The following is a 20,079-nucleotide window of genomic DNA, read 5'->3' as shown; positions in this document are numbered from 1 at the left end:
TTAGGTGTCTTTTATAAATGTGTGGAAGATTAATCAACGTCGGGATGATTTAGTGTCAAAGGCGTCACGCAGTCCATCCCCAATGAAGTTGATGGACAACACCGTCAACACGATCAGAAAGCCTGGCGGCATCCATACCCAAGGTTCATTTTGCAGGATACGGAAGTTACGGGCGGCATTCAGCATATTGCCCCAGGTGGGAGTCGGTTCCGGCACACCGAAACCAAGGAAGCTGAGGGCTGCCTCAATTGTAATCATCGATCCCATCAACAGGGTCGCATTTACAATAATCGGGGCAACGGTATTGGGCAGCATATGGCGAAAGATGATACGGGAATCTTTCGCTCCAATGGAGCGTGCGCTCAACACATATTCTTGTTCTCGTAAGGAGAGAAATTCTGCACGCACCAAGCGTGCTGTCGTCGGCCATACGGTCAAGCACAGGACCAGTATTAATATCCCTGCACCCGATTGCGGCAAGATGGCCACCACAAATAAAATCAACAACAAACTGGGCAAAGCCAGCACCACATCCGAAATGCGCATTACTACCGCATCGATCCAACGTCCGTAATATCCAGCCAAGGCACCGACCACTGCTCCAATGCAAACCGTTCCCACCATGGTGGCAAAGCCGATTAATAAAGAGATCCGCCCGCCATACAGCAATCGTGAAAACAGATCACGACCACTGTCATCTGTTCCCAGCCAATGATCAGCGCTAGGCTCCGCTCTTGTATTGTACAAGTCGGTGGCATAGGGATCATGGTTGGCGATCAACGGTGCAAATACACTTGTCAGGGTAATAATGGTGAGAATGATGATTCCCGCAATCGCCATTTTATTACGGATAAAGCGGCGGAAGGCCAATTGCAGTGGAGATTTACCCTTTTTCTTTTCTGGAGTCTGGTTTAATTGCGGTTCAATTATATCTGATTGCACAGCAGGTTGTGACATCGTTGATCACCTCTCAATCGTAACGGATTCGCGGATCCACGATCGCGTAAAGGATATCGGCGAGCAGATTTCCAAGCAGAACAAACGTGGCCAAAATCATCGTCACACCCATCATGATGGGATAATCACGGTTAATGATCGAATCAACCAGTAACTGCCCCAATCCCGGATAAGTGAAAATCGTTTCCGTGATAACCGCTCCACTCACAATAAAGCCCACGTCTAAACCAAACAAAGTTACCAACGGCAACAACGCATTCCGCAACACATGTTTGCGCAAGACGATTTTGGCGGGTACTCCTTTGGCATAGGCTGTTCGGACATAATCTTGGATTTTAGCCTGTAAGACACTGGAGCGGATATAACGGGTATACGAGGCTATACTGATGATCGCCAGTGTCACCGCAGGCAAAATCGTGTGATAAACACGATCAAAGAACGCCTCCAACCCCTGGTAACCCGCTCCCGCTGTCACTGTTCCACTATATGGAAACCAGCCCAGACTAAAAGAGAAGAAATAAATGAGTAATAATCCTGCAAAAAAACTAGGCATTGATATCCCAATAAAAGCCAAACCTGTCAAAGTGTAATCCGACTTGCTGTATGGGTATTGGGCTGAGAAAATGCCTAAGGGAACGGCTATGGCATAAGTGAGGAGTAAGGAGAAGACCGCCAGGAAGAGGGTATTGCCGATTCGATCGGTGATCATTTCATTTACTGGCAGTCGGTGACGAAAAGAGATACCCATCTCACCCTGAATAAAGTTGCCGGCCCAAGCAATATATTGTTCCACTGGATGTTTGTCCAAACCGAAGCGTGCACGGAGCTCCTCATAATACTCCGCATCCTGATTGGGATCTAACTGTCCAGTAAAAGCATCACCGGGAGCAATCTGAACCAACGCAAACAACAGCATCGAGATCACGATCAGCATGGGGATAAAGATGAGTGTACGTCGCAAAATGTACTGATACATTGAAAGAGCCCCCTTTCCCGCATTTAGATTAAAACTACAATCAGCGCATCTGAATACCCGTCGCTACAAAAGAAACGGGCGTGCAGCCGTGATTCCACTGCTGGCACGCCCGTCTTTCCTTACTGCGATCCGTTTCATTTACTGCTGGTTTTCTGGAATCCACCATTCATGAGCATCTTCACTTTCAAGAGCGCCACTATAGCCAAATTTGACGCCTTGTACCCGTTGGTTCCAGGCTTCGATCCAGTTCTGAGCATACAAGAAAACAAAGGGAGCGTCTTCGCTTACTACTTCAGTCCATTCTTGATAGATCTGTGCCCGTTTGTCTTGATCCAAAGCATCTTTGGAATAGACGCCCTTTTTGATCAACTCGTCACTTTCTTTGTTTTTCCAACGGGCGTAGTTCCATTTATCGGTACTCAGCCAGATGCCGGAGGGATCCGGATCGGGAGTCAGGCTCCAACCAGCTAGGGCTACTTCATATTTCCCTTTTTCGATATTGTCAAAATGAACACTTGCCTCAGTGGGTCGATTCAGCTTCATGTTGACACCGATCTTCTTCAGATCTTCCACAATGATCGGGGCAGACTTCTCCCTGATTGGGTTTCCAGTGGGGTAGGACAAAGTGAGTTGCAGTTTCTTCCCGTCGGGATTTTCCACAAACCCGTCTCCGTCTTTATCCTCATAACCGGCATCTTTCAAAATCTTTTTCGCCTCATCCGGATCGTAAGAGTAAGCATCGTCTAAGTCTTTGTTATAAGCCCAGCTCCGTTGCGGTATATGTTGGTTCAGCACTGAGCCGTGACCCTTAAGCAATCCATCTACAAGCGCTTGACGGTTAATACCGTATGTGATCGCTTGACGGAGCGCTTTATCTTGTACGCTTTTCTTATCCAGATTAAAGGCCATATATTGATAACCGAAATCCTGGTCCTCTTCCACTACCAGGTCTTCGTTTTTCTTCAGGGCGTCAAATTCAGTCGGTGCGATTTGGCCCAAAGCGTCAATCTCTCCATTTTCCAAGGCGCCGACAGCCACTTCCTGCTCTACTACCTTCCAAATCACTTTGTCCAGGTAAGGTTCACCCCGATAGTAATCATCAAATCGATCTAATACGACATACTCGTTGGGCTTGATTTCGGTGATTTTAAACGGCCCTGAACCAACCGGCTCTTTCTTGGTAGCAGCAGCGTTTTTTATCTGTTCATCACTCATGCCTTTAAAGATATGTTCTGGTATCGGGTAGGACCACAGGTTGGCCAAGGCGTTGGCAGCCCGTTCTTTAAAGGTGACTTTTACCGTCTGTTCATCCACTTTTTCCACGCCGGAGATGCTTTTCGCCTTGCCCTCGTGCTTCTCCTCGGCACCCTCGATCTGCTCCACCGTATAGAAACGAGAACCGGAGTAGTCTTTCGCCGCAATCGTCTCCCAAGCAAAGATCAGATCGTCGGTGGTGATGGGTTCACCATCATGCCATTTGATATCATCCTGCAAGGTGATCGTCAATTCTTTGCCGTCTTCGGAGAGTTCCCACTCTTTCGCCAGCAACGGTTTTTCCAGTTCCAAGTCGTCATTGTATGCCCACAAGGCGTCAAAAGCCTTGCTGATCACATTGAAATCATATTGATCTTCATAATAAACCGGGTTAAATACACCGGTCGGCGCACTAAACATCGACAGTGTCACCGAACCGCCCTTTACCGGATCACCAACATCCCCGCCATCGGCGGATTTATCCCCACCGCCGCAGGCGGCCAAGAAAACCGATAGCACCATAACCAAAGATAGTGCAAGCAAAAGCGATTTCTTCTTCATTCTTCGTTTAACCCCCTTGTTGAGTTGAGAAGTAATGATGATTCCATCTCGATCGTTCCTGGCGGGCGCCACCCCCTTCACAAAATCTCACCCTTTACCCTGCCGCTTGTTGTGATCCTTCCTCATCAAAGAGGTGACAGGCGACATAATGGCCATCTTGTAGATGGATCAGCTCCGGTCGTTCCACCTTGCAACGATCAAAGGCTTTGGGACAGCGCGGATGAAAGGCGCAACCCATCGGCGGATTGGCTGGGCTGGGAACATCCCCGGTGAGAACGATTCGCTCCCGCTTCAGTCTGGGATTGGGAATCGGCACCGCTGACAACAACGCTTGGGTATAGGGATGAGCCGGTTTATCGTAAAGTGCCTTTTTTGGGGCGATTTCCGCCATCCGGCCCAGATACATGACGCCGATACGGTCAGCGATATGTTTGACGACGCTTAAATCATGGGAGATAAAGATATAAGTTAAGGAAAATTCCTCTTGCAAGTCTTCCATCAGATTAAGTACCTGGGACTGGATTGACACATCCAACGCAGACACCGGTTCATCGGCAATAATCAGCTTCGGCTTCAACGACAGGGAGCGGGCAATGCCGATCCGTTGCCGTTGTCCCCCGGAAAATTCATGGGGGTAGCGTTGGACAAACCCGGCATTAAGACCGACGGTATCCATTAACTCCTGTACTCTTTTTTTGCGCTCACTTTTGTCGTATAAGCCATGGATCGCCATCGGCTCTTCCAACAGTTGTCCCACAGTCATCGTCGGGTTTAGGGAAGCAAAAGGATCCTGAAACACCATCTGCATATCCCGACGAGCGACCCGCAGTTCCCGGCGGGACAAACCCGCGATATCTTTTCCTTCAAATAAGACTTTTCCGGCAGTCGGTTCCAGCAGGCGGAGTAGTGTACGACCGGTGGTTGATTTGCCACAGCCGGATTCACCGACAATAGCAAAGGTTTCCCCTTTTCCGACGCTAAAACTAACTTGATCCACCGCCTTCACATCTCCCACCTTGCGCTTTAGCAATCCGCCACGGATGGGGAAATGTTTCGACAACTGCTGCACTTCTAACAATGCTTCACTCATCCTTCATCCCCCCTTCCCCCTCTTCATACAGGAAGCATCGTACCCGTCGCTGCGAACCCGCCTCATAGAGCGCCGGTTCCTCTTGGTAACATTTCTCCCACGCTTTTGGGCAACGAGGGGCAAATTTGCATCCCTGCGGCAGCTCATCAGGGGCAGGGACATTCCCTTTGATGGAAAAAAGGCGTTCTTTTTCCTCATCCAAGCTGGGAACGGACTGAATCAGCCCTGTGGTATATGGGTGTGCGGGATTATCGAACAAATCGGTCACTTCCGCCTCTTCCACCACTTTACCGGCATACATCACGACTACGCGTTCCGCCATCTCGGCCACCACGCCCAAATCATGGGTGATCAACAGGATGGAGGTTTGCAGCTTCTCCTTAACATCGCGCATCAGATCCAAAATCTGCGCCTGGATCGTCACATCGAGTGCCGTTGTCGGCTCATCGGCGATCAGCAGCTTTGGGTTGCAAGCGATGGCGATAGCAATCATCGCCCGTTGGCGCATGCCGCCGGACAATTGATGCGGGTATTCATCCACAATGTCCTCTGCACGGGGGAAGCCCACCAATTTCAACATTTGAACCGCTTGTGTCCGCGCTTCGCTCTTGTTCAGCTTTTGGTGAAGGATCAACCCCTCCATAATCTGATCCCCAATGGTGAGAACCGGATTGAGGGAAGTCATCGGTTCTTGGAAAATCATCGAGACATCGTTTCCCCGAATCTTCGATAACTCCTGATCGTTCTTTTTGGTCAGATCCTCCTCTTCCAGCAGGATCTCACCCTCCACGATCCGTCCTGTTCCAGGGACAAGCCCCATGATTGAGAGCGACGTCATACTCTTGCCACAACCGGATTCCCCCACTAGTGCGAGGGTTTCTCCTTTTTTAATCTTCAGGTCGATTCCATTGACAGCGGGCACTTGCCCATCATCGGTAAAAAAGTACGTTTTAAGATTGCGAATTTCCAGTAGATCTGCGGATCCTGTCAACTTGTGCACCTCATCTTTCCCCTTGAGAATTGTTGCGATGCAGTGCGTAATCCCCTACGGATGTATTATATCAGAAAAATGACCTAATTAAATAGTTCTTACAAAAGGGAAAACGTAAAACCTTGTCGATTCTCGTGTAATTTCCTATTTATATCCATTTCATATCATATGAAATGGACCATCTCACCTATTTACCCGTTCCCTAAAAAGCGAGAAATTCTAATGGTTTTGTACAATTAATCAACAAAACCTTCGCTGTATATTTTATTCTATTCGCTTAATAAGGATCATAATCCTTTGGTTTATTTTGGTATTTTGTAAGAAAGGCTGACATACCTCTATAACCAAAAAGGGCTGATTCAGCCCTCTACTCTCCCTCAACCGTTAGACTAGGATTTTTAATGAATTACCAGTGCATCCGGCACACCGGACAACAGAATGCCAAAGATCAGCACCATACCGGCATACGCGAGCAAGGTCCAGGTAACGATCTTGGTTTTACCGCCATGAATCGTACTTTGCCGCATCTCTAACATTAGAAATAGGAAAAATAAGATACCAAACACAAAAACAGTCCCTACCTGGTATAAAAGCACCCGATAACCCGGTGCCACCATTACGCCCATCATCGCTCCCATACCACCACCCATCCAACCGGCGACAATTCCCTCAATCACACCGCGCACCCCGCTACGCCAACCGATCCACACCCCCGCAACCATACCGGCAAAAATACCCCATCCCGCCGCTTCAAACAAGGGCAGATGGGCCAATACAGAGGAAATCACCCCCACATGAGTGCCGACGACAGTGCCTAAGGCCATCGAACAAATAGCACCGTCTCGCGTTGAGACATGGCTAATGGTCGTCGCCATCGCCAATACGGGCAAACAGAGGACGATTAACATGGCAATACTGATCCAAATCCACCAATCATACATCCAATCCCCCCTCCGCTCTTCAAACCACCCTGGTTGTTATCCATTATATGAGCGGGCACCCAGGGTAGTACAAGCGAAATCGTCCAGTACCATAGCTACACCTATGAGGTTAACTCCACTTCTCTGCTGCACTCTACAAAAAACCCCTCTCTCCGGGCAAGGAGAAAAGGGGCTATACCCTGCTATATTTACTTTTCATCCCCGTATCTGCCCGCTTCCGTGGATGCGATATTGATACGAAGTCATTTCCTTTAAACCCATTGGCCCACGGGCATGCAGCTTTTGTGTGCTGATGCCGATCTCAGCGCCGAAACCGAACTGGCCACCGTCGGTAAAACGGGTGGAAGCGTTGTGATAGACGGCAGCGGCGTCCACTCCGATGAAAAAGGTACGGGCCGCCTCCTCGTCTTGGGTGATGATCGCCTCGGAATGGCGAGTGCCGTGGTTTTCGATATGATCCAAGGCCTCGGCGAGGGAGTTGACCACTTTTACCGCCAGTACTAAATCAAGGTATTCCGTATCCCAATCATCCGCCGTTGCCGCCTTCGCCTGTGGTACCAATGCTCGAGCCACATCGCAACCGCGGATTTCTACTCCACATTTGCTTAATGCCTCACACAATTCCGCAAGATGGCTCTCTGCCCATTTTCGGTGCACTAGCACCGTTTCCGCCGCATTGCAGACGGCGGGACGATCCGTTTTGGCATTAATCACAATCTCTCGCGCCATATCCACATCCGCCGCCTGATCCACATAGAGATGGCAGTTTCCTACCCCGGTCTCCAACACCGGCACCGTCGATTCCTGTACAACGCGCTGAATCAGACCCGCGCCTCCCCGGGGGATGATGACATCGATTAGACCGTTGGCAGTCATCAGTTCCTGTACCGCCTCTCGCTCCCGCTCCTCCACCAACTGCACCGCAGTGGGAGGGAGTGCCGTATTAGTCAAGGCTTGTTGGATGACCCCAGTTAATGCTCGGTTGGAGTGAAAAGCGGAAGAGCTGCCGCGCAACACGATCGCATTGCCCGTTTTTAAGGCGAGACCGGCGGCATCTACGGTCACATTGGGGCGAGCTTCATAAATCATCCCAATTACGCCTAAGGGAACCCGTACCTTTTCAATCTGGAGGCCGTTTTCCAACTCTCGCATCTCCAGCACCTCTCCAATTGGGTCCGGCAGTTGACAGAGCTGGTGCAGCCCTTCCGCCATCTCCGCCAACCGCTTCTCCGTCAAGGTAAGTCGATCCGTCAACGCAGCAGATATACCCACCGTTTCACCAGCGGCTAAATCCTTTTCATTCTCCCGTAAGATTTCCCCTGTATGTCTTATCATAGCATCTGCGATCGCCTCGAGGGCTGCGTTTTTCTCTTTTTCCTCCAGCCTTGCCAGCTGACGCACACTGGAACGGGCCAATCCCGCCTTTTTTCTCACATCGGATTGTTCCATCTTCCTTCTCCTCTCTCTTAACAAATCTCTGTTCCGACTGCACTCACCCAGTCATCGCGGTGGATCACTTCTGCAGGAGCATCCGGGTTGAGCTTCAGTACATCCGTCGACTGCCATCCCATTACCTGAGTGATCAGAGTCGCCGGATAACGAATGCGTCCCTTCCCAATCGAAACTCCCATGGAATCGATCACCTCCACGATCTCTCCTTCGGCAAACGTCCCTTCCACCGCGGTCACACCACAGGGGAGCAGGCTCCCTCCTTCCTGTAACAAAGCGCGAGCAGCCCCATTGTCTACGTGTAGTCTGCCTGTAGATGCGGAGTGGACGGCAATCCATTGTTCCTTGCGGCTCACATGGCGAGCAGCCGCCTCGATATAGGTACCGCTGCCTTCCTGTTGCACAGCGTTTCGCATCCAGCTGGGATCATCCTTAGCCGTGCCGATATAAACGCGCACCCCGGTCTTTGCCGCCAACCGCGCAGCCGTCAATTTGGAGTGCATGCCGCCGCTGCCAAAGGTGCTCTTGCTTCCGTCAACCTGTTGCAATAAGGTATCATCCACCTCTGTCAGACGGCGTATCGGCTGTGCCTGGCGGTTTTTATGCGGATTATCGGTGTAAAGCCCATCAGTATTGGTCACGAGCAGCAGCCACTCTGCCTGCAACAATCCCGCCACCAGCGCAGCCAATGTATCATTATCTCCCCACCGGATTTCATCCACGGCGACGGAGTCGTTTTCATTGATAATCGGGACGACCTCTTTTCCCAAGAGGTAGTTAATAGTAGCGAGAGCATTTAAGTACCGCACCCGGTCGGCAAAATCGCTCCGCGTCAGCAACACCTGCGCACACCCTTTCCCCTTAGCCGCAAACCGTTCCCGATAGCGTTGCACAAGCGCTCCCTGCCCCACCGCTGCCGCCGCCTGCTTTCCGGCGAGGGTGCGCGGACGGGAGGAAAGGCCCAGTTCATGAAAACCGGCGGCAATCGCCCCTGATGAAACCAACACCACCTGATACCCCGTTTCCATTAAACCAAGCACACCGTCTACTTGGCGGGCCAATTTTTCTTCCTCCAACCTCCCCCGGTCATCCGTCAAAGATGACGTTCCCACTTTTACTACTACTGTCTGGCGATCCATTTTGTTCTCCCCCGTCAACGTAAGTTGAAATTGTATCAGTGGATTTTTTATTCATGATTCTCAATGATTCTCATTACAGGGCGGTCAGGAGTGATCTCCGACCTCGCTCCTGTACGTTCTAGCAGTCTCGCTCCGGTCGCTTATACGTCCGGATATCGTATGGGGTTCTACTAATCAGGAATCTACGTAAATAAAAAAACCTCCCTCGTCCTAAGGACGAAAGAGGGTTCTTCCGCGGTACCACCTTTGATTGGCACGTTCATGTGCCCACTCCATTCAGCCATACTGGCTGCCTTCCCAGGATAACGGCGGGAATGCCGTACCGTTTTGATCAACGGCCGCATCGGGAGGTGGGTTCAGCTGGACAATCCCGGCAAAACCTTTCAGCCGGTGGGTTTTGCTCTCTGGGCGGTAAGTCCTACCTACTGGTCTCCGTCAAAGCGTTTCCGTTCCGTTCGGTTGTGATTGTGTATGATTATGCACCGGAAACAAGCCCGTTGTCAACCGCCTTATGAAAAAATACCTTTAGCTTCACTTAATACAAATGAGCTGGGGCCTGCTTTCCATTGTCAGAGCAGCCTTATTCTCAGTTTAAATCTTCTCGCTGACCCGTCTCAATATAAACAATGCTTTCGGCAATATTGGTGGCATGATCGGCAATCCGCTCCAGGTAGCGGGCGACAAAGCAAAGCCGTAGCGATGCTTCGGTAAACTGCTGTTCCTGAATCATGCCCTCCATCAATCCTTTGACGATGGATTCATACAACTGATCGACTTGATCATCCATTTCCGCCATCGATTTAGCCAGTAACACATTGCCGTCGATATAACTGTTGATCCCATCATGCACCATTTTTTGTGTAATGGCTGCCATGCGCGGAATATCTTCCAACTCTTTATCAAACGTACGATCCGCTTGTTGGAGTAACAGCGTCGTCTCCGCAATGTTGCAAGCCAAATCCGCCATCCGCTCCATATCGGAAGAAATTTTTAGAGCGGCGATCAACTTGCGCAGATCTTTGGCAACCGGTTGTTGAGTGGCGATCAAAGTGGAGACTGTTTCATCGATGCGGTTTTCCAGTTCATCTACTTTTTGATCGTTTTCCAGCACACTCTTGGCCATGGTGACATCCGCTTGCACCAGCGATTTTACCGCTTTGTCAATGGCTACTTCCAGTTTTTCTCCCATTTCCAGGAGAACAGTTTTTACCTCTTTCAGGGATTGGTCAAATTGTCGTACCAATGTAAACACTCCTCTCAAAAAAGAGACAACCGCGGTTGGCAACCACTTGCAGTGTTGCTCATGCTGGTCGTCTTCCATCGTTAATGTCAAGCCGTCAACCAAAACGGCCGGTGATATAATCCTCTGTTTTTTTATTGCTGGGATTTGTAAAAATGCGATTGGTCTCGTCATATTCGATGATTTCACCGTTTAAGAAAAAGGCTGTCCGGGAGGAAACACGTGCCGCTTGTTGCATATTGTGGGTGACAATGATAATCGTATACTCTTCCTTTAGCTTAATGATCAGTTCTTCCAGTTTTTCTGTGGAAATCGGATCCAAGGCTGAAGCCGGCTCGTCCATCAAAATGATATCCGGTTCAACCGCCAGCACCCTGGCCAACACCAATCGCTGCTGCTGCCCCCCGGAGAGACCCATCGCATTCTGCTTCAACCGATCTTTTACCTCATCCCATAGATTGGCTTGCCGCAAGGTTACTTCCACAATTTCATCCAACTTCTTCTTATCCGTTAATCCATGGATTTTGGGACCGTAAACGATATTGTCATAAATGGAAAAGGGAAACGGGTTGGGCTGTTGAAACACCATCCCCACTTTTTTACGTAATTCCACTAAGTCTTGGTCGGTGTTATAAACATCACGGCCGTCGATGCAGATCTCTCCGGTAGTGCGAACACCATCGATCATATCGTTCATACGGTTGATACTGCGCAAAAACGTGGATTTCCCGCAGCCGGATGGTCCGATCAATGCGGTGACATCCTTTTCCGGCAGTTCCAGCTCCGTATCGATCAGCGCTTGATGATCCCCATAAAACAGGTTAAAGTCCTTTACCTCAATTTTGGAAGCCATAACGACAGTTCCCCTTTATTTAACCAAAACGGCCGGTCAAGTAGTCTTCGGTCTGCTTTTGCGAAGGATTGGTAAACAAGCGACCGGTCACATCAAATTCGATGCATTCACCCATCAGGAAAAAGGCAGTCCGATCCGATATCCGCGCCGCCTGCTGCATGTTGTGCGTCACAATGGCGATGGTGTATTCCTGCTTCAATTCTTGGATCAGCTCTTCAATCTTGGCGGTGGAAATCGGATCCAAAGCGGAGGTCGGCTCATCCAAAAGCAGAATTTGCGGTCCCATCGCAATGGTACGCGCAATACACAATCGCTGTTGTTGCCCTCCGGATAGATCCAAGGCCGATTTGTGCAACCGATCCTTTACTTCATCCCATAGGCCAACCCGCCGCAAGCTACGTTCCACAATTTCATCCAGGTCCTTTTTAGCGGCTCCATACACACGCGGACCGTAGGCGATGTTGTTGTAGATCGATTTATGAAACGGATTCGGTTTCTGAAACACCATACCGATATTGCGACGAACGTTGACTGCGCTGATTTTGGCGTCGTTGATATCCACCCCGTCAATTAGGATCTTACCGGTAACACGGGCGGCGGCAATCGTGTCGTTCATGCGGTTTAAGCTACGGAGAAACGTCGATTTCCCACAGCCGGAGGGACCGATAAAGGCGGTAACCGTTCTTTCTTTTAAATAGAGATTCACATTTTTTACCGCTGCTTTCTCCCCGTAGTAAACACTGAGATCCTCCGTTTCCAAGGCTGTCTTGCGCGTAAGAAGCTCTTCTTGAGCAGCCGCCTCCTCGTTCCAGGTGGGGTGAATAGCCAGTTCCACAGCAGTCATCGACATCAGGAGTTCCCCCTTTTTCAACTTGAGGTCATCTTGCGGTGAATATAACGTCCCAATCCACGAGCGAGTAAATTAAACAGCAATACCGCGATCACCAATACAGCAGATGCTCCCGCTGACACTTCCACCGCATCGGGAATCAACCCTTCGGAGTTGATTTTCCAGATATGAACCGCCAATGTTGAGGCTGGGCGGAAAGGATTGAGCGGTGAAGCGGGAGAAGAGGGATCCCAATCGGAAAAATTGAGCGCCGGAGAGCTCATCCCCGCTGTAAACATGATGGCCGCCGCTTCCCCAAACACCCGGCCGGATGCGAGGATGGTTCCGGTCACAATCCCTGGCAGCGCAACCGGTAGCATCACTTTGGTGATCGTTTGCCAGTGGGTTATACCCAACGCTAGACTGGCATCTTTTTGTTCCCGTGGAACGGATTCAATCGCTTGTTCCACCACCCGCACCATCAAGGGTAAATTAAAGACAGCCAAGGCAAGTGCACCTGCAGCCAACGAGAAGCCCCAGCCGGTGTACTGGACAAAGACCAGCAAACCGAACAAGCCAACCACAATCGACGGTAACGATGATAAAACCTCAATGCTGAGTCGAATAAAGCTGGTCACTTTATTGGGCTTGGCGTATTCCGCCATGTAGATACCGCCGCCCAACCCCAACGGGATGGTGATCAGCATGGTCAATACCAACAGATAAAAGGAATTAAATAACTGCGGGCCGATTCCCCCACCTTCCCTTACAGCCGAAGGGGGAGTGGTGAGAAAGTTCCAATCGATCACCATCAATCCTCGTACCAAAATAAATCCAAGCAAGCCCGTCAACAAACCGACAATCAAAAGGGCAATCATATAAAACAGAACAGTGGCAATCCGATCCGCTACCTTGGCATTCATCAATATTCTCTCCTTCGCGTCATCAAGCGAATCAACAGGATGAAAAAGAGGGTCATGAGCAGCAGAATGAAGGCCATCGACCATAGCGCATTGTTATAAGTGGACCCTTGGACCGTGTTACCCATGTTAAGTGTGATCACGCTGGTCAATGTGCTAATAGGCTCCAACAAGCTCCCCGGTACCATACCGGAGTTCCCGATCACCATCTGTACCGCCAGCGCTTCCCCGAAGGCACGGGCCATCCCCAGCACCACACCGGTCATCAACCCCGGCAGCGAAGTCCGCACCAGAATGCGCGAAATCGTCTGCCAACGGGTGGCTCCCAAGGCATATGAAGCTTCCCGGATTTTTTTAGGAATCGCTTGGATCGTATCGACGGCGATGCTGGTAATTGTCGGAAGAATCATCACCGATAAAACGATCACACCTGCCAGCAAGCTAAATCCCTGTCCTCCCAAATGATTGCGGATAAAGGGGACCAAGACCGTTAAACCGATAAATCCATAAACGACAGAGGGAATCCCCACCAATAATTCCGTCACCGGTTGTAATACTTTGCGCCCCCATGCTGGGGCGATTTCCGTCATAAAGATGGCTGCCCCGACTCCCAGTGGAGCACTGATAAGAGCGGCCAAAATCGTTACCAAAAATGAACCGACGATAAAAGCAAGTGCACCATAGAAAGGGCCGCCTTGATCCGGAGACACATTTGGGCCCCAATTGGTAGAAAAAAAGTTGGAGAGGCTGACACCGTCGACAAAGAAAGTGGATAACCCTTTACTGGCGATAAAATAGAGCAAGGAAGCTAAAGTGATGATCAGCATCGATGCACTTACCAGCGTTAGCGTTCGACCCATGACCTCGATTCGCTTTTGCTTTTTAGCCGGCTTGGCCAAAATTTCACCCAAAGAGTTCTGCACATCATTTTGCATGGATAAGGCCCGTTCCTTTCTACAAAGCAAGGAGGGGATAGACATGGATCGCTGTCTTCCCCTTACTTGCTGAATTTATAGTTGTAATGATGCCTTATTTTTTCTCGCTTACTTTCCCTTCGGGATCCCGTTCCACTTCCATCTTGTTCACCGGGATATAGCCCAGTTCAGGGATCAAGGATTCTTGAATCTCATCGCTCAAGATATAATCGATGAACGCTTGTTCCAGTTCCTTGCTTTGACTATCTTTGTTGGTATACATGTGCTGGTAAGCCCACACATACCACTCACCGCTGTATACATTCTCATCAGTGGGCTCCACACCGTCCAGTTTCAACGGAGTCACTTTGTCATTAAAGTAGGAGAAAGCCAAGTAGCCGATAGCACCAGGGGTTTCGCCCACAATTTTTTGCACGGTACCGGAAGAGTCTTCTTCGATGCCGCCTTTACCGCGGAACTCTTCATTGTTATCGAGTGCAAACTTAGCAAAGGTGGCACGGGTACCGGAACTTTCTGGGCGGTTGACCAACACGATTTCTTGATCCTTACCGCCAACCTCTTTCCAGTTCTTCACTTCACCGGTAAAGATATCGATCAGCTGTTCCTGGGTCAGTTCATCCACACCCACTTCCGGATGAACAACCGGGCCCATACCAACCACAAATACTTGATGGTCTTCCACTTTTTCTGAATCGATGCCGTCTTTTTCTTCCGCGAACACATCGGAGTTTCCGATGTTAGCAGAGCCGTCCATCGCTGCACTCAGACCCGCCCCGCTTCCACCACCTTGAACGGTGATGTTTACACCAGAATTTTCTTCCATAAACTTGGCAGCAGCTTCTTCAACCAACGGTTGCATCGCACTGGAACCAACCGCGATCAAGTTTCCGCTCAACCCGCCGCCTTCACTTTGGTCTCCGCCGTTACCACCGTTGGAGCACCCCACGATCAATGCCAACGATAAGCCGATGGCACCTGCTACCTTCAGACCTTTTCGCCACATGTTCAGATCCCCCTAGAGAATTAACAGTATGGTTTCTCGTTATTATTGCTTAATCCTAAAACGACTATATCGGTAGACTATTGTTCTAAAATAAACGGATTGTAAAGATTTTGTTAAGGCAGGAAGTTGATTCGCTCCAACAAAAAAGACCCCTAAGTGGGGGGCAGAGGCTGCTGACAACTTATCGCGGAACGTCGGGGTGGTTTTCAATGTACAACATATATGTGCGTATGATAAATTCAACAAACCTCTTTTTTCTGCCAAAAGGGAAAGAAGGTTGCTCTAAGCATCCCCCACAAAGGGGATGCCGAGCAATACTCACTTTCATCTACCCCATTAAAAAGGGAGGATTCCTGCTCGCATTCCTAAAGGGGAAAGGTTAACGTAAAGGTGGTTCCTTTGCCTACCTGGCTATCGACTTGGATTTCTCCGTGGTGGGATTCGACCAAATGCTTGACGATCGCCAATCCCAAACCGGTTCCCCCGGATTCACGGGAGCGGGCTTTATCCACGCGGTAGAATCGTTCAAAGATACGGGGAAGATCTTCCTCTGGAATACCAATGCCGGTGTCCACCACCTGCAGCCACCAGCGATCCTCTTTCCGTCCCGCAGACAATACGATTGAACCCCCTGCGGGAGTATACGACATGGCATTTGCCAACAGGTTGATGACGATCTGGGAAAAACGATCTTTATCCACTTCAACGGTAAAATCTTCCTCCAACTCAAGACGGAAAAGCAGCTCTTTTTTCTTCATTTCTTCTTCTACGGTTTGCGCCAACGGTTGAATCAATGATTTTACCCGGATCGGTTCCAATTGAATCGGCATTTTACGTGACTCGATTTTGGAAAGATCCAACAGATCACTGATTAAACGCTCCAGCCGCAGACTTTCCCGATGAATGATTTCCAGAAATTCGCGCTGCATTTCGGGGTCTTCTGCCGCGCCGTCCAACAATGTTTCCGCAAAACCGCGTAAGGAAGTAACCGGTGTTTTCAGTTCATGGGAAACGTTGGCCACAAATTCCGTTCGCATCTTCTCTAAACGGCGGATAGGAGTAATATCGTGCAGTACCGCCACTACGCCCATCCCGTCTTTTTCTCCCCATATCGGGGTTAAATTCACCTCGATAATCCGCTCCTGCGGAAAATACAAATGCAATTCATCCCGTACCCGTTCCCCAGAGGCAATCGCTTGTTCAATCAGAACATTGAGATCGTGAAACACAGCTCGATCCAAGGGTTTATGCAGCAATTGTGAAGTTTTGACATCAAAAAAGCGATAAATTGCCTGATTGGCCAAGGTCACCTTTTGCTCGGAGTCCACCATCAGCAAGCCGCTCTCCATCGTTTCAATCACACTGGTAAGGCGGCGCTCGCTTTTACGGATCGTTTCCAGCTGATAGCGTAAACCCGCCGCCATGCGATTGATGGCCGCTGCCAGCCGTCCAATCTCATCCCGTTTGCGAACGGGAATGCGACGATGAAATTTGTTACGTGCGATATCCACCGCCACTTGTGTAATCTCTTCCAGTGGCTTGGTAATGCGGGAGGCGATTTGTGAACTGACAATCGCCGCCGCTAGGTATGCAATCAACAACCCCACCGTCAGCGATACCCAGACATGTGTGAGCGAACGGTTAACAATATCCAGATCCAATGCAATTCGGACCACTCCCTGCACTCTCCCGCCTTTTTCCACCGGGAGGTAGACGAGTAGACGATCTTCTGTGGTTACCCGATTATACCCATCTTCCGTTTGGTTGCGAAGCGTACGAGCGACTTCCGGAACCTGGGACAGATTCCCCCACTCCACCGGCGGGCGCTCAGAATCCCCCACCACCGTCCCGTCAGCTCCAATCAGCATCACTTGCGCGTCTAAGGCTTGACTATACTTCTCCGCCTGTTGTTGAAACACTTCCGGTTCTGTAGCGATCGCCTGCCAGTCGAGTGTATCCGCCAGTAGTTGCCCTTCTTTGGCCAGGCGATCCGTCAACGAACCCAAATAAGAAGCTTTTAACAATAAAGCTACAAAAATGCCGGTACCCAAAACCGACAATCCAATCAGAACGATAAAGATCAAAGTTAAGCGGTTGCGGAGGGACTTCATCCCTTTTTCGGTCCTTCAAACTTATAACCGATGCCGCGCACCGTTTTAATATAGGCCGGGTTGCGGGAGTCTTCTTCCACTTTTTCACGCAAGTGGCTGACATGAACATCCACGATCCGTGTATCCCCGATGTAATCATAATCCCAGACCGCATTTAGCAATTGGTCTCTGGATAACACCCGTCCCCGATGCTCAGCCAGATAGATCAATAATTCAAATTCCTTCGGTGTCAGATCGACCGATTGGCCATCGCGCAACACTTCATACCCTTCTTTATCGATCACCAGGTTCCCGATTTCCATTGCCGCTTGCTTTTCCGGAGCTGCCTGTTCCCTGGAAACATCCACCCGACGAAAAATCGCCTTGACTCGGGCCACCAGTTCCCGCGGGCTAAAGGGCTTCGTCATATAATCGTCCGCTCCCAGCTCCAAACCCAGCACTTTGTCAAACTCCTCCGTCTTAGCTGTCAACATCAAAATCGGCAGGTGATGGTTCTCTCGCCGGACCTGTTTGCAAACTTCTAAGCCATCCACTTTTGGCAACATCAAATCCAGCACCAACAGATCCGGCTGCATCTCTTTCACCATCCGGAGAGCCGTTTCCCCATCGGAAGCCACCCCTACTTTATATCCTTCTTTTTCTAAATTAAACTGAACCAACTTCACAATCGAAGGCTCATCATCCACGACTAGGACACGCTTTTCCATCTAACCACCCTCCACTTCAGCAGTTCTCAACCGGTTGTATATCAACAGACCTGCTATGCGTTATCCTCCCTCAGCAGCAGACTCTCAATCCACATCCATGTTAACGATATGCCATCAATCCGTAAAGTCCCTGACAATCCCTCCTCCATACAAAAAAAGCTCACTCCAATGAGCGAGTCTCTGTTTAGGTGGGTTAAAAATTTTTATAGGTATCACGAAATAAGTCATTCATCACAGGAGGGCCGATCACATCCAGCTCCCCTTCCATCACCCTACGTCCCTCTTCATCTTCCCCTGCAATCGCCAGGGTGAGTAGACGACTCTCATCATCCTTGCCCATCACTTCCATCTGCAATCGAATCTTCGCTCCATCGTGCGCTGTTTGTGGAAAGGTGATCCGCTGTCCGATCACTCGGCTTCCCGGACCGGGCAATCGTTCTGATACACGGCTATACACCCACCCCAACAGCAGCCCCGGCGGCACAATCACCTGCCCGTAGGGTGTTTGCTCTGCATATCCGGATTGTGAATACAACGGGTTGGTATCTTCCGTTACCCCCAGATACAAAAACACATCCCGCCCGTCCACCTGCCGAATCGATTCATCCGTTTCACCCAGGTTGACATCTTTCCACTCCACTTGCGCTTTTCGCTTTTTTCCGGAAAACATAATAAGCCTCCTTTTGTATGCGCTTTCATTTTAAACGTGTATTGATTAAAATTTCAAGCAGTGAGGTGGCTTCTTTATCGATGCAGGTTGAACCAGTCAGAAGAGGTGGGATTGAACTTCCATATCAGATAAAGAGGGAGCCGCCTTCTCCGATGTAAAAAGGGCCCGGCTTGCGGGCCCAGATGTAACCAACACACTTAAGGGTCAGAAGGTAGCGAAGTTATGGGAGGCATTAAGCGACTCCGGCTAACCTGGAAGCATTGCGACTGTGGATTGGGATCACCACCTCGACACTCCCTCAAGCGTTTGCCAACAGCAAGTTGAAAACCGCCCCCTGCTCAGCCTAGATGTCCCATCGGGTATCTTTGATTGTATTTTGGGAGGGATGGACTTCCGAATGAGCGACTCTGCCACGCATGGATCAAAGGCGGAAATCCACTCCCGACCGCCTGAACAACCTTTGTTGATAGGACACTCGATCTCCCGTTAACCCAGTACCTTCATTACACTACGTACCGAATCGGCAGAACGGTCGAGAGCTGCTTTTTCCTCTTCTGTCAGATCCAGCTCAATGATTTGTTCCAAGCCGTTTCCACCCAAGACAACAGGAACACCGAGATACATATCCTTGTATCCGTATTCGCCTTCCAAATAAGCGATGGCCGGCAATACGCGGCGTTTGTCTTTTAAGATCGCTTCTGCCATTTGCACCAGAGAAGCGGCGGGGGCGTAGTAAGCACTACCGTTACCTAACAAGCCCACAATCTCGCCGCCCCCTTTACGGGTGCGCTCTACGATGGCGTCCAAGCGCTCTTGGGGCAACCACTTCTCCAATGGAATCCCACCGGCATAAGAGTAACGGACCAGCGGCACCATATCGTCACCATGTCCCCCCAACACAAAACCGGTTACATCTTCGACGGACAGGTTCAGCTCTTGCGCCACAAATGTGCGGAAACGGGCGGTATCCAGCACTCCGGATTGACCGATCACGCGGTTTTTGGGGAAACCGGAGGTACGGAACACTTCATATGTCATCGCATCCACCGGATTGGTCAATACTAGAATTGTACAGTTCGGGGAGTATTTCACCACTTGCTCAGTAACCGAACGCATCACCTTGGCATTGGTGCTCACCAAGTCATCCCGGCTCATTCCCGGCTTACGAGCAATCCCCGCAGTGATGATCACCAAGTCAGATTCAGCGGTATCCTTATAATCGACGGTCCCGGTAACCTGAGCATCAAACCCCTCTACCGGACCCGCTTGCGCCATATCCAACGCTTTTCCCTTGGTCGGGCCTTCCGCTTGCGGGATATCGACCAGCACGATATCTCCCAACTCTTTTTGTGCCAGCATCAATGCAGTGGTGGCACCGGTAAAGCCGCTGCCGATAATGGAAATTTTCTTTCTGCGAATCGACATGATGTGCGTCCTCCTCAACGATTGTTGA

Annotated in this window: 19 protein-coding genes; 1 reads left to right on the top strand and 18 read right to left on the bottom strand. The window is 50.1% G+C overall.

What is annotated here, in order from left to right:
- Positions 1 to 33: 33 nt before the first annotated feature.
- From opp4C to proB, 8 genes are all read right to left on the bottom strand, one after another.
- The gene (opp4C, locus tag C8J48_RS03380) at positions 34 to 957 is read right to left on the bottom strand and encodes an oligopeptide ABC transporter permease (protein WP_107724956.1); all 924 of its coding nucleotides are present in this window, start codon (positions 955 to 957) and stop codon (positions 34 to 36) included.
- Positions 958 to 970: 13 nt separating this feature from the next.
- Entirely contained in the window at positions 971 to 1,933 is a 963-nt protein-coding gene (locus C8J48_RS03375; RefSeq protein WP_107724955.1) for an ABC transporter permease, read from the bottom strand.
- 138 nt (positions 1,934 to 2,071) lie between these two features.
- Complete coding sequence (locus C8J48_RS03370; RefSeq protein WP_107724954.1) at positions 2,072 to 3,748, bottom strand: peptide-binding protein; 1,677 nt, start codon at positions 3,746 to 3,748, stop codon at positions 2,072 to 2,074.
- 94 nt (positions 3,749 to 3,842) lie between these two features.
- Positions 3,843 to 4,838 (bottom strand): ABC transporter ATP-binding protein, encoded by a 996-nt coding sequence (locus C8J48_RS03365; protein ID WP_107724953.1) that lies wholly within the window; start codon positions 4,836 to 4,838, stop codon positions 3,843 to 3,845.
- Positions 4,831 to 5,838 carry an ABC transporter ATP-binding protein gene (locus tag C8J48_RS03360; RefSeq protein WP_281261184.1) on the bottom strand — a complete coding sequence of 336 codons (1,008 nt, stop codon included), beginning with the start codon at positions 5,836 to 5,838 and terminating at the stop codon, positions 4,831 to 4,833. The genes C8J48_RS03365 and C8J48_RS03360 overlap by 8 nt, the downstream gene beginning before the upstream one ends.
- Before the next feature lie 389 nt (positions 5,839 to 6,227).
- Positions 6,228 to 6,770 (bottom strand): hypothetical protein, encoded by a 543-nt coding sequence (locus C8J48_RS03355; RefSeq protein ID WP_107724952.1) that lies wholly within the window; start codon positions 6,768 to 6,770, stop codon positions 6,228 to 6,230.
- A gap of 195 nt (positions 6,771 to 6,965) precedes the next feature.
- On the bottom strand, positions 6,966 to 8,219 hold the full coding sequence (locus C8J48_RS03350; protein WP_107724951.1) for a glutamate-5-semialdehyde dehydrogenase: 1,254 nt from the start codon (positions 8,217 to 8,219) through the stop codon (positions 6,966 to 6,968).
- Positions 8,220 to 8,236: 17 nt separating this feature from the next.
- Positions 8,237 to 9,358, bottom strand: a complete 1,122-nt coding sequence (gene proB, locus C8J48_RS03345) for a glutamate 5-kinase (RefSeq protein ID WP_107724950.1) — start codon at positions 9,356 to 9,358, stop codon at positions 8,237 to 8,239.
- 314 nt (positions 9,359 to 9,672) lie between these two features.
- Between proB and C8J48_RS03340 the strand changes: the two genes are divergently transcribed.
- Positions 9,673 to 9,873, top strand: a complete 201-nt coding sequence (locus C8J48_RS03340; RefSeq protein WP_107724949.1) for a hypothetical protein — start codon at positions 9,673 to 9,675, stop codon at positions 9,871 to 9,873.
- Between the two features lie 71 nt (positions 9,874 to 9,944).
- Here C8J48_RS03340 and phoU read toward each other — a convergent pair whose 3' ends face one another.
- The 10 genes from phoU to mdh all read right to left on the bottom strand — a co-directional run bounded on the left by phoU (position 9,945) and on the right by mdh (position 20,051).
- Complete coding sequence (gene phoU / locus C8J48_RS03335; RefSeq protein WP_245891175.1) at positions 9,945 to 10,610, bottom strand: phosphate signaling complex protein PhoU; 666 nt, start codon at positions 10,608 to 10,610, stop codon at positions 9,945 to 9,947.
- Positions 10,611 to 10,695: 85 nt separating this feature from the next.
- On the bottom strand, positions 10,696 to 11,451 hold the full coding sequence (pstB, locus tag C8J48_RS03330) for a phosphate ABC transporter ATP-binding protein PstB (protein WP_107724947.1): 756 nt from the start codon (positions 11,449 to 11,451) through the stop codon (positions 10,696 to 10,698).
- A gap of 19 nt (positions 11,452 to 11,470) precedes the next feature.
- Complete coding sequence (pstB, locus tag C8J48_RS03325) at positions 11,471 to 12,295, bottom strand: phosphate ABC transporter ATP-binding protein PstB (RefSeq protein WP_107727562.1); 825 nt, start codon at positions 12,293 to 12,295, stop codon at positions 11,471 to 11,473.
- A 23-nt stretch (positions 12,296 to 12,318) separates the two neighbouring features.
- Positions 12,319 to 13,203 (bottom strand): phosphate ABC transporter permease PstA, encoded by an 885-nt coding sequence (gene pstA / locus C8J48_RS03320; RefSeq protein WP_107724946.1) that lies wholly within the window; start codon positions 13,201 to 13,203, stop codon positions 12,319 to 12,321.
- Positions 13,203 to 14,135, bottom strand: coding sequence for a phosphate ABC transporter permease subunit PstC (gene pstC / locus C8J48_RS03315; protein WP_107727561.1), 933 nt, complete (start codon positions 14,133 to 14,135; stop codon positions 13,203 to 13,205). The genes pstA and pstC overlap by 1 nt, the downstream gene beginning before the upstream one ends.
- A gap of 94 nt (positions 14,136 to 14,229) precedes the next feature.
- On the bottom strand, positions 14,230 to 15,138 hold the full coding sequence (locus C8J48_RS03310) for a phosphate ABC transporter substrate-binding protein PstS family protein (RefSeq protein WP_107724945.1): 909 nt from the start codon (positions 15,136 to 15,138) through the stop codon (positions 14,230 to 14,232).
- Between the two features lie 365 nt (positions 15,139 to 15,503).
- Positions 15,504 to 17,249 (bottom strand): two-component system histidine kinase PnpS, encoded by a 1,746-nt coding sequence (gene pnpS, locus C8J48_RS03305; RefSeq protein WP_107724944.1) that lies wholly within the window; start codon positions 17,247 to 17,249, stop codon positions 15,504 to 15,506.
- Entirely contained in the window at positions 17,246 to 17,956 is a 711-nt protein-coding gene (locus tag C8J48_RS03300; RefSeq protein ID WP_107724943.1) for a response regulator transcription factor, read from the bottom strand. The genes pnpS and C8J48_RS03300 overlap by 4 nt, the downstream gene beginning before the upstream one ends.
- A 193-nt stretch (positions 17,957 to 18,149) precedes the next feature.
- Entirely contained in the window at positions 18,150 to 18,626 is a 477-nt protein-coding gene (locus C8J48_RS03295; RefSeq protein WP_107724942.1) for a hotdog family protein, read from the bottom strand.
- A 486-nt stretch (positions 18,627 to 19,112) separates the two neighbouring features.
- The gene (mdh, locus tag C8J48_RS03290; protein WP_107724941.1) at positions 19,113 to 20,051 is read right to left on the bottom strand and encodes a malate dehydrogenase; all 939 of its coding nucleotides are present in this window, start codon (positions 20,049 to 20,051) and stop codon (positions 19,113 to 19,115) included.
- Between the last annotated feature and the right edge of the window lie 28 nt (positions 20,052 to 20,079).

The sequence above is a fragment of the Desmospora activa DSM 45169 genome (assembly GCF_003046315.1).
Classification (GTDB): Bacteria; Bacillota; Bacilli; order Thermoactinomycetales; family DSM-45169; genus Desmospora; species Desmospora activa.
Note: the sequence above shows the minus strand (reverse complement) of the source record. Positions and strands in the feature narration are given on the sequence as shown.

Bases quoted from the DNA above. Each gene is read 5' to 3' on its own strand.
- C8J48_RS03365 (WP_107724953.1), bottom strand. From the start codon at position 4,838: ATGAGTGAAGCATTGTTAGAAGTGCAGCAGTTGTCGAAACATTTCCCC.
- mdh (WP_107724941.1), bottom strand. From the start codon at position 20,051: ATGTCGATTCGCAGAAAGAAAATTTCCATTATCGGCAGCGGCTTTACC.
- proB (WP_107724950.1), bottom strand. From the start codon at position 9,358: ATGGATCGCCAGACAGTAGTAGTAAAAGTGGGAACGTCATCTTTGACG.
- C8J48_RS03350 (WP_107724951.1), bottom strand. From the start codon at position 8,219: ATGGAACAATCCGATGTGAGAAAAAAGGCGGGATTGGCCCGTTCCAGT.
- C8J48_RS03310 (WP_107724945.1), bottom strand. From the start codon at position 15,138: ATGTGGCGAAAAGGTCTGAAGGTAGCAGGTGCCATCGGCTTATCGTTG.
- opp4C (WP_107724956.1), bottom strand. From the start codon at position 957: ATGTCACAACCTGCTGTGCAATCAGATATAATTGAACCGCAATTAAAC.
- pstC (WP_107727561.1), bottom strand. From the start codon at position 14,135: ATGCAAAATGATGTGCAGAACTCTTTGGGTGAAATTTTGGCCAAGCCG.
- C8J48_RS03355 (WP_107724952.1), bottom strand. From the start codon at position 6,770: ATGTATGATTGGTGGATTTGGATCAGTATTGCCATGTTAATCGTCCTC.
- pstA (WP_107724946.1), bottom strand. From the start codon at position 13,203: ATGAATGCCAAGGTAGCGGATCGGATTGCCACTGTTCTGTTTTATATG.
- C8J48_RS03375 (WP_107724955.1), bottom strand. From the start codon at position 1,933: ATGTATCAGTACATTTTGCGACGTACACTCATCTTTATCCCCATGCTG.
- C8J48_RS03295 (WP_107724942.1), bottom strand. From the start codon at position 18,626: ATGTTTTCCGGAAAAAAGCGAAAAGCGCAAGTGGAGTGGAAAGATGTC.
- C8J48_RS03300 (WP_107724943.1), bottom strand. From the start codon at position 17,956: ATGGAAAAGCGTGTCCTAGTCGTGGATGATGAGCCTTCGATTGTGAAG.
- pnpS (WP_107724944.1), bottom strand. From the start codon at position 17,249: ATGAAGTCCCTCCGCAACCGCTTAACTTTGATCTTTATCGTTCTGATT.
- C8J48_RS03340 (WP_107724949.1), top strand. From the start codon at position 9,673: ATGCCGTACCGTTTTGATCAACGGCCGCATCGGGAGGTGGGTTCAGCT.
- pstB (WP_107724947.1), bottom strand. From the start codon at position 11,451: ATGGCTTCCAAAATTGAGGTAAAGGACTTTAACCTGTTTTATGGGGAT.
- C8J48_RS03370 (WP_107724954.1), bottom strand. From the start codon at position 3,748: ATGAAGAAGAAATCGCTTTTGCTTGCACTATCTTTGGTTATGGTGCTA.
- pstB (WP_107727562.1), bottom strand. From the start codon at position 12,295: ATGACTGCTGTGGAACTGGCTATTCACCCCACCTGGAACGAGGAGGCG.